Raw genomic sequence first — 10,629 nt, 5'->3', positions numbered from 1 at the left:
ACGGAGAGGGTTGGGGAGAGGCTGTCATTTCAAAAAAAGCAGATTCAAGATAAAGTGATACAATGAACTTATTATCTTGAATCTGCATAAAAAAAACAATACCTCTTTTATTTATTATCCATTCAAATTTTTCTTTATTCTGATTCTACCGGCTTGTACAAGGGACAAGACACGGAGACTTCTTTTACTTCACTACTACCTTTTGGCAGTCCATAATATAAATACCTTTATCCAATCCATTGACAAAATTACTGCCCTGGCTCAGTTCAACCATCTTCACCAAACGGCCATCCAATGCATACAAACCTACCATCTGCGCCTTGCCCGTCTTAATTTCGACAGAACCGTTATGGGAGATAATCGTCAACCGGCCGGTATCTTCCGTCGAACCCAATCCGGTAGGGTTATCGTCACCATGGACGATTGTCAACAGTTCATCAACAGTTGCCTGCATGTAAGCATGAAAAGCAGAAACTCCCGCAGCTTCCGGATTTCCATCGGCTACTTTTACGAAAGCAGTCCCCACATCGTTCATCAAATGGAGTCCTACGACAGCATCTCCTTCTACCGCACGGTAACCGGCATGGAATGCGTAACCATTTTCCGGAACTACCGGAGCTGGTTCTGCCGTAACGCTCATCTGTACATCTGTTGCCGTAAAGGTCTTAACCTCCGAATTACTTGTTTTAGCCAAATAGGGAACATTGGCTTCGATGGCGGATGCTCCCGTAAAGATGACTTTCTCACCATCGGCACCCGTAAACTCTTCTACGGTTACATCTCCCTTATCCGCACTGAAAGGCAAGCAGATGGTAGACCAAACATCAGCAGTAAAGTTATGGGAGTAGGAGATCCGGTCAGCAGTAAATAATCTCACGTTATTGAAATCGGAACCTTCCGTCAGAAGTATATTGGCTGCTCTACCCTCTTCGTTATCAAATACAACCACGTTATCAACGCCCTCTGCGATAACAACATCCGGATTCACATAAACCAGGCAGTTCGGATTTAAACCTTCCATTTCGGGAAGTTCCGTCAGGCCGGCCACTCCGGTAAGGTCAATCGTAGTAATCCTAACGGCTTGTTCTTCGATAATCGTGCGGAACGTTTCCGGATTCCAGTCTCCCTCCAGAATAAGATCGACAGCCGTTCCTTTATTTTCAAGAGGAATAACCACAATCTCTTCGATCTCGAAGGACGTCGATTGTACTTCAGAAGTAAGTACATCCCCTAAATATTCTGACTCGTACCATACTTTCAGCGTATGTATTCCCGCCGGCAAAGTTGTTCCTTCGAAAAGATCCGCTTCACTAACCGTCCACTCGGTCGTTTTATTATAATTATCGTCTCTGACCACCTCACCGTTTGTCAAAGGGAAAGAGGCAGCAGGCAATTCGTCTATCTGCCAACACAATTTCACGGTGGCGATGCTTGTATCAAATGCCGGATCGTAAGAGTCTTTGCCGCCATTGGCATAATATCCTTTCAGGAATGTAATCACAGAACCATTCAGCAACAATTCATCGACTATTCCCAAATTCTCCGGAATACTTTCTCCATTCACCGTAAACAAGGGAGTTTGCAGTTCATCAACCAATTTGCCGACCTCCAGACTCAACTTCTTATAGTCATACGCCAACAGAAAACGCCCTCCGAGCCACCAGCCGCCATTGGGCAGAAAAGCGTATGCTTCGTTAGATTTCCATTTGGCCGGTATCACATCTTCCATAAAATCCTGCGTTTTGCTCCAACGGCCGATAGGGCTGAGTTTATACTCCCACCGTCTGCTGGTTTCACCTCTATCCACTACGTATCTCGTCACTCCGTCTTCGCCCGGCAACGGCAGCTCCGTTCCGTCCAGATATAGCGGTTGTGCATCGCAGATGAACATAGTTCTGTACCACGGAGCATCCGCCGTTCCTGTATTCAGTTTCTTTGCATAAAAAGTGACATCCCGGTCTTCGGCCAGTTCAAAGAGTCTGGGTTCATCGGCAATAACCGGTCCTACACTTCCTTTAACGGCATCATTGCCTGAACCGTTCACTTTTCCTCCATAAATAACAGAGTAAGCATAGGTATAAATACCAACCTCCATGTTTTTATTCACAATCTGCTCTTTCTTCAAAGGAACCGTAATGGAATATATGCCATCCTCCCCTTTTACCAGTTTATGGTTGGTGTTATCATAATAAGTATGGGAATAATCCGGCCGAATGGAATCCTGAGAAAATCCGGCGTGAAGATAGAGATCCGCATCAATATTAGTCGGATCGTTCAGAGGGTCGGTTTCTTGCCCCAAAAGGGGAGCAGCTCCGACAATAAGTAATGCAATCAAAGTAGAAAACTGTTTTTTCATAATACAATATTTTTAAGTTTAAACAATCTGTTCTGCACAAAAGTAGCCCGACAAGCGATAAACAAATACAACAATATTATTTATTACTACCAAAATCCTGTTTACATAGCAATAGTGACCTGTTTCTGCGTAGCTTGTGGGCTACTTTTCAACAATATCACGCCCAGCCTGCATTTTTTTGTAACGTGTCAGCGCTTCAATGTAATAATAGTCAGCATAATTAATGGATGCGTCGATCTCATACCCTCCCGGTAAATTGCCCGTGCAATGGAGCAGGAAAGACGGTTTTTTGATGCCACTCTGGTAAGCATCAGACGACAGGCTGAGCAGCATATTAACAGCCGCATCCCTATACTCTTCGGCTTTCTCCGTATTATCTTCCAATTGCACCAGCTCCAGCAATCCGGAAGCTACAATGGCCGCTGCAGATGCGTCTCTCGGAGCGTCCGGGATAGCCGGATCGTCGAAATCCCAATACGGAACATAATCTTCCGGCAAACGTTTGAGGTATATATCCGTTATTTTCTCGGCAAAACGGAGGTATTCCTTATCACCGGTTTCCCTGTAAACCAACGTATACCCATAAATGGCCCATGCCTGTCCGCGCGCCCACAGGGAGCTATCACTATATCCTTGATTCGTAACGCCTTTCAAGAACCTCCCGTCGATGGTATCGTACACCGCTACATGGTAGCAAGAGCCGTCGGGACGAAACTGATTCTCTTTTGTCACCTTTGCATGGCTCACCGCCATGCCATAGTATTCCCTGTTGCCGCCATTCTTGGCCGCCCAAAACAGCAGTTCAAGATTCATCATGTTGTCCATGATGGTATTGTGTGGCCAGTTCATCTCCGTCACCATACCCGGCCACGAGAGGATTGTCCCCACCCGGAGATCATAAAATCCGGCCAGTTTATCGGCACCTTTCAGTAATACCTGCTTATATTTGTCGTCCTTTGTCAGTCGATAGGCATTGCCAAAGCTGCAATAAAACTGGAATCCCAGATCATGGTCGCCCGGATGCTCCGGATCGAGCAAAGGCACAAGCGATTCCGTATAGTGAATGGCTGCTTTCCTGATCTCTTCATTTTGGGTGTTCTCATAATCGTACCACAAGATGCCGGGCCAGAAACCGCTCGTCCAATCATAAATATCGATTTTATACCAGTCTGTGGCATCCGTATCGATGCAACGGGGCATCAATCCGGAACCTTCGATGGCATCCAGTGTTTTCTTTATCTGCGTGTCACAATACGATAATTGCTTTTTTGTTCCGACTACATCTGTTTCTCTCAGTCCCGACAGCAAAAGCAATACTCCTGCGCAAACCAACACACAGCTCATCAATCTTTTCATCCCAACTATTATTTTACATTTACAATTCTCTTCATTAAATCTTCATCCCTCGACGAAGCTCCCACCATGATTTCATAGTCTCCGGGTTCCACCGTATAGTCCATCTTCTTATCATAGAAAGCAAGTTTCCCTGCCGGTAAGATGAAAGAAACTGTCTTGGTTTCGCCTGCACGAAGGGGCACGCGCCTGAAGTCCTTCAACTCTTTCACCGGACGCGTCGCACTGGAATAGAGGTCGCGGATATACAACTGCACAATCTCCTCCCCATCCGTTGTTCCCGTATTCGTCACTTTCACGGACACTTCCACACTGCCGTCCCCCGACATCTGCGCCGAGGAAACCGTGAGATCCGAATACGCATATTCCGTATAACTCAGGCCGTATCCAAAATAGAACAAAGGCGTACTCTCTCCGATGGCATACGGATGAAAATACATGGACGGCTTATGGTTATAAATCATCTGTATCTGTCCCACATGGCGCGGAACCGTCACCGGCAGTTTGCCGGAAGGGTTTACTTTTCCATATAATATTTCGGCAATGGCCTGTCCTCCGAGACTACCCGGCTCCCACGCTTCGACTAAAGCATTGGCATGACCGGCAATCCATTCCACCCCCAACTGACGCCCGTTTACTAAAACCACAACGGTAGGAACTCCCGTTGCCAGAATGGACTCCACAAGTTCCTGCTGTAACCCTGCCAGATTGATATCCGAACGGTCGCAGTCTTCGCCACAAGTTTTGTCGTACCAGTTGGTCCGCAAGGAATATTCTCCCACCGCCACAATTGCCAAATCGGCTTTGGCAGCCTGCTTTGCGGCCTGTTCCACTTTGTTTTTATCCATTTCCCGGATGTTCCATCCCAAATCCACAAATGAAAATTTAGTGTCGGGAGATACCAGTTTCAGCCCTTCGAGCACTGTAATCACATTCTCATCCGGCTGTGTCAAAGCCCAATCACCGAGAATCGTCTGATTGTCGGCATTCATTCCGGTTACGAATACATTTTTATATTTTGCTTCATCCAGCGGAAGTATGCCGTCATTGGTCAATAGCACAATGGACTTACGCGCCGCTTCCAATGCCGTGGCCTGATGCTTTTCATTGAACAGGACGCTTTTCGCCGCTTTCTCATCGGTAAAAGATTTCTCGAACAGTCCTAACCGGAATTTCGCAGCCAATATTTTCCGGCAAGACTCATCGATCCGGGCTTCCGTGAGTTTTCCCTCCTTCACCAGTTCAATCACCTTTTCGTAAAACTCCGGTCCATGCATGTGCATATCCATTCCGGCATCTACCGACTGGTAGAAAGCATCTTTATTATCCACTGCCGTGCGATGCAAGTCGTGTATATGCTCGATGTCCATCCAATCACTGACTATGAAACCATCGAATCCCCATTCTTTGCGAAGAATATCTTCCATCAGCCATGGATTGGCATGACAGGGAATGCCGTTCAGTTCATTATGAGCTGTCATAAAGCTATATACACCGGCATCTACGGTCGCCTTAAAGGGGGGCAGGAATACCTCCCGGAGTGTCCGTTCCGAAATGTCTGTGGGAGAGCCGTTCGTTCCGTTTATCGGTTGGCTGCCTCCAATAAAATGCTTGGCACAAGCCAACACATTTTCCGCCTTTCCAAACCCGTCTCCCTGATATCCGCGCACGGAAGCCACGCCCAATAAAGATACCAAGTAGGGATCTTCGCCGAAAGTTTCGCCGACACGCCCCCAACGCGGGTCGCGGGCGACCTCTACATTGGGATTGAATGTCCACTGCGAACCTGTAGCACGCATCTCCAAAGCCGTTTGCCGGCAAATCTCTTCAACCAGGCCGACATCGAACATGGATGCCTGCCCGATGCTCGTCGGATACGCCGTAGTACCCACTACCTGCGCATTGCCGTGAATGGCATCGATGCCTATAATCAAAGGGATTTTGAGACGGCTTTTCATTGCCAGCTCCTGCAACTGATTGGCCTCCTTGACTGTGAGTACATGCAAGAAAGAGCCCACCTTCCCGTCTATCGTCATTTGTCTCACGTCTTCTTCCGTGATGCCGGGATAGAACCCCCGCGCCGTGTTATTACTCAATTCGTCTACCGTCAAATCCTGTGAAGCGGTTCGCATATGCTCCAAGCCGACCCATTGACACATCTGCCCCACTTTCTCCTCCAGAGTCATGCGCGACATCAAATCTTTCACCCTCTGCTCGACAGGCCGGCCCGCATCCAGATATAACGCACCGCCATCATCAGCAGCAAAAACCGATACGCCCATAGCAGCAGTAAAGGATGAAATAATAAAAGTACTGACTAACTTATTCATGTTTCTAAAGATTAGACTTTAATTACTAATATGAATGACACAAATGTAGAACTGATAAAACAAAGTGGATAGAAATATACTTTTCAAAGATATAAATACACTGCATTCTCACAATTATACCATATTTTTATAGGTTTTAAGAAGATATTTGCATCGCCAAAGAGAGCAAAGCCCTATATTTGAACATCTTAATTTCATCAGGCTATGAAACATACGATTTTAGTTTTATTAGGTTTGGCTTTATCTTTTTTTCCTGCACGCGCCTATCACTTCAGGAGCTATCAGGTGGAAGACGGATTGTCGCATAACAGTGTCTGGGCGGTTATGCAGGACAGCAAAGGCTTCATGTGGTTCGGGACCAACGACGGCCTCAACCGTTTCGATGGCAAGAAAATCAAAGTGTACCGCAAAATACAGGGCGACTCTTTATCTATCGGCAATAACTTTATCCACTGCCTGAAAGAGGATTCGCGAGGAAGATTCCTCATCGGAACCAAACAAGGGCTCTATCTTTTCGACGATAAGTTAGAGAAGTTCAGACACATCGACCTGGACAAAAACATAAAAGACGACGTGAGCATCAATGCTATTATGGAAGACCCTTCCGGAAATATATGGCTGGCCTGCCACGGATATGGCCTGTATGTCCTTACTCCCGAATTAACGACCAAGAAACATTATCTATCCGGTAGCGATCCCTATTCGTTGCCCTCCAATTACATCTGGAGCATCGTTCAGGATTATTACGGAAATATATGGTTGGGCACAGTGGGCAAAGGCCTTGTACACTTTGATCCTAAAGAGGAAAAGTTCACGCAAATGACACAGGCTAAAGAGTTGGGCATCGACGATCCCGTGATTTACAGCCTGTATTGCGACATAGACAATAACATCTGGATAGGGACGGCCACAAGCGGATTGATACGCTATACCCCCAGATCACAGAAAGCCACACATTATATAAATCATGTATTCAACATCAAATCCATCATCGAATATTCCGACCACGAGCTCATCATGGGATCGGACAAAGGACTGGTGAAATTCGACCGTACGCTGGAGAGTTTCGACCTGATCAACGACGATACTTCTTTTGACAACATGACGGATAAATCCATTTTCTCCATTGCACGTGACAAGGAAGGGTCTTTCTGGATCGGAACTTACTTTGGGGGCGTAAATTATTATTCGCCTGCCATCAACCGTTTCCAGTATTGCTATAACTCTCCACACAACTCTTCCAAAAAAAATATCATCAGCGGATTCGCCGAGAATGAAAATGGGGACATATGGATCGGAACGCACAACGACGGACTATACCTTTTCAATCCGAAGAGCCTGAGCTTCAAGAAGCCATACGACATCGGTTACCACGATGTACAGAGCATTCTGTCGGACCAGGACAAACTTTATGCAAGCCTTTACGGCAAAGGCATCCATATCCTGAACATAAAGAACGGACAGGTCAGCGCCTCCGCCAACGACATAGGAATTAATCATACCATCAACTCCATAGCCAAAACCTCCAAAGGGCAGATACTCTTCACCTCCGAAGGCGGAGTGATCTCGATGGATGCATCCGGCACGCTCAAGACCCTCGATTACCTGACCAACACCCCGGTAAAAGACATTGCAGAAGATTATGACGGCTCCATTTGGTTTGCCACCCATTCCAAAGGGCTGATACGGCTCACCTCAGACAATAGATGGGAAGTATTCGTAAATAATCCCGATAATCCGAAATCCTTGCCGGGAAATAATGTCAACTGCGTATTTCAAGACTCCAAATTCCACATCTGGGCAGGGACGGAAGGAGAAGGGCTGGTACGGTTCAACGCCAAAGAGCAAAACTTCGAACCAATCTTAAACGACCAGTCGGGCCTACCTTCCAACATCATCTATTCCATACTGGACGATTCGGACGGCAATCTGTGGGTAAGCACAGGCGGAGGGTTGGTTAAAATATCCTCCGACTTGAAAAACATTAAAACATTTGCCTATATCGGCGATATACAACGGATACAATACAATCTGAACTGCGCATTGAGAGCTTCCGACAACCGACTTTACTTTGGCGGAACCAACGGATTCATCACATTCAATCCGAAAGAGATTACAGATAACCCCAACAAACCGGTCGTCATGGTCACAGGTTTCCAGATTGCCAGCAAAGAGATAACACTTTCCGAATCGTCGCCACTAAAAGAGACCATCAGCGCAACCAAAGAGATAACGTTGCGGCACGACCAGTCCACTTTCAGCTTCGACTTTGTAGCATTGAGCTATCTTTCGCCGGAACAAAACAGATATGCCTACATCCTCGAAGGCTTCGACAAAGAGTGGCATTACACCTCCGACAATAAGGCCATGTACATGAACATCCCGCCCGGAACTTATGTATTCCGTGTGAAAGGCACGAATAATGATGGAGTATGGAGCGATGAAACGGCAGACATTACGGTGAAAATAAAGCCCCCGTTCTGGTTGTCCAACCTCATGATCGGCCTGTATATTGTCCTTGCCATCGGCATTATCCTTTATTTTATCCGGAGATACCACCGCTTTATCGAACGTAAAAACCAGGAAAAGATATTCAAATACCAGACGGCCAAAGAAAAAGAGATGTACGAATCGAAAATCAATTTCTTCACGAACATTGCCCATGAAATACGTACACCGCTCTCGCTGATTGCCGCACCATTGGAAAAAATAATTTTGTCCGGAGACGGAAACGAACAGACCAGGAACAACCTGGGGATGATAGAACGCAATGCCAACAGGCTGCTCGAACTGATCAACCAACTGCTGGACTTCCGTAAAATAGAAGAGGACATGTTCCACTTCAAATTCAAGCGGCAGAATGTCGTCAAGATTGTGGAAAAAGTGTATAAGCAATATTACCAGACGGCCAAATTCAACAAACTGGAAATCTCTTTGGAAGCGGAAAAGAACGATATAGAATGCAATGTCGACTCCGAAGCCATCTATAAGATTGTCAGCAACCTGATTGCCAACGCCATTAAATATGCCAAAAACCAAATCCTGATAACCGTAAAAGAGAGAAGCGGAAACCTGGAAATAAAGATCAAAGACGATGGTACCGGCATTGAAAAGCAGTATATGGAAAAAATATTCGAACCTTTCTTCCAGATACAGGATAAGGACAACGCTGTGCGGACAGGCTCCGGCCTGGGATTATCGCTATCACAATCGCTGGCCATGAAGCATAACGGAAAAATCTCCATCGAATCGGAATACGGAAAAAACTGTAATTTTACACTGACAATCCCCATTGCCGACGGAACAGAGGAAGAGGTGCAGGAAACGGAAGCTGCCATACCCGAAAAGAGTGAAATGCCCGAACAATCGGTCGTGGAAGCGGGTACGAGGATCATCATCGTGGAAGACAACACGGATATGCGGACTTTCCTTTGCGAAAGCCTAAACGACAACTACACCGTCTTTGAAGCAGAGAACGGAGTACAGGCACTGGAAATGGTGGAAAAAGAGAACATAGACATCATCATATCCGATATTATGATGCCGGAAATGGACGGGTTGGAATTATGTAACCGGCTGAAAAGCGATCCCGCCTACTCTCACCTGCCTTTGGTGTTGCTATCTGCCAAAACGGATACTTCCACTAAAATAGAGGGCCTGAACCAGGGAGCCGACGTTTACATGGAAAAACCATTCTCCATCGAACAACTAAAAGCGCAAATAAGCAGCATTATTGAAAACAGGAACAACCTGCGAAAGAACTTCATCAAATCTCCGTTGCAGTATTTCAAGCAGAACACGGAAAACAACGAAAGCGCAGATTTCGTGAAGAAGCTGAATACCATCATATTGGAAAACATGTCGGATGAGGACTTCTCCATCGACAGCCTTTCCAGCCAGTTTGCCATAAGCCGTTCAAACCTGCACAAAAAGATTAAAAACATCACAGGAATGACCCCCAACGACTACATCAAGCTGATCAGGCTGAATGAAAGCGCACGGATGTTGTCCACCGGCAAATACAAAATAAACGAAGTATGCTTCCTGGTAGGTTTCAACACACCGTCTTATTTCTCAAAATGTTTCTTCGAACAGTTCAAGAAACTTCCTAAAGATTTTATACAAATAACAAACGAATAAATAAATCCTAAAAATGAAGAAAATTATAACGATAGCATTTCTCTCTTTTTTATATTTCGTCTACGGATACGCCAGCAATCACAGCATGCATCCGTTAAAGCAAATCGACTATGTACTAAAACAGGTCAAGGCACAGCAAGAGCCCTATTATTCTGCCTATCAGCAATTGATTCACGATGCCGACTCCATCTTGAAAGTGTCGCACCATGCACTGGTAGATTTTGCCGTACCGGGATTCTATGATAAACCCGAGGAACACCGTGCCAACTCCCTGGCATTGCAGCGGGATGCATATGCCGCCTACTGTTCGGCATTGGCCTACACCCTATCCGGCCAACAGGAATATGGAGAAAAAGCCTGCTATTTCCTGAATGCATGGGCATCTACCAACGAGAAATATTCGGAACACGACGGAGTGTTGGTGATGACCTATTCCGGTTCGGCATTCCT

General features: G+C 46.1%; 5 protein-coding genes. 2 read left to right on the top strand and 3 right to left on the bottom strand.

Annotation, left to right across the window (positions count from 1 at the left end; genetic code table 11):
* Positions 1 to 184: 184 nt before the first annotated feature.
* The 3 genes from QVP90_RS07020 to QVP90_RS07010 form a co-directional block, all read right to left on the bottom strand.
* A complete protein-coding gene (locus QVP90_RS07020) occupies positions 185 to 2,356 on the bottom strand; it encodes a hypothetical protein (RefSeq protein ID WP_021936033.1) in 2,172 nt (723 codons plus the stop codon).
* Positions 2,357 to 2,497: 141 nt separating this feature from the next.
* Positions 2,498 to 3,712 carry a glycoside hydrolase family 88 protein gene (locus tag QVP90_RS07015; protein WP_021936032.1) on the bottom strand — a complete coding sequence of 405 codons (1,215 nt, stop codon included), beginning with the start codon at positions 3,710 to 3,712 and terminating at the stop codon, positions 2,498 to 2,500.
* An 8-nt stretch (positions 3,713 to 3,720) separates the two neighbouring features.
* Entirely contained in the window at positions 3,721 to 6,039 is a 2,319-nt protein-coding gene (locus QVP90_RS07010; RefSeq protein ID WP_021936031.1) for a glycoside hydrolase family 3 N-terminal domain-containing protein, read from the bottom strand.
* A gap of 204 nt (positions 6,040 to 6,243) precedes the next feature.
* On the opposite strand from QVP90_RS07010, the gene QVP90_RS07005 reads away from it, so the two are divergent.
* Both QVP90_RS07005 and QVP90_RS07000 read left to right on the top strand, forming a co-directional pair.
* On the top strand, positions 6,244 to 10,179 hold the full coding sequence (locus QVP90_RS07005) for a hybrid sensor histidine kinase/response regulator transcription factor (protein ID WP_021936030.1): 3,936 nt from the start codon (positions 6,244 to 6,246) through the stop codon (positions 10,177 to 10,179).
* A gap of 13 nt (positions 10,180 to 10,192) precedes the next feature.
* The coding region (locus QVP90_RS07000) for an alginate lyase family protein (RefSeq protein WP_288203997.1) at positions 10,193 to 10,629 on the top strand (437 nt) is incomplete at its 3' end.

The organism is Bacteroides sp. CAG:189, from assembly GCF_000432295.1.
In the GTDB taxonomy this organism is placed as follows: Bacteria; Bacteroidota; Bacteroidia; order Bacteroidales; family Bacteroidaceae; genus Bacteroides; species Bacteroides salyersiae.
This window is presented reverse-complemented; position numbering and strand designations above follow the sequence as displayed.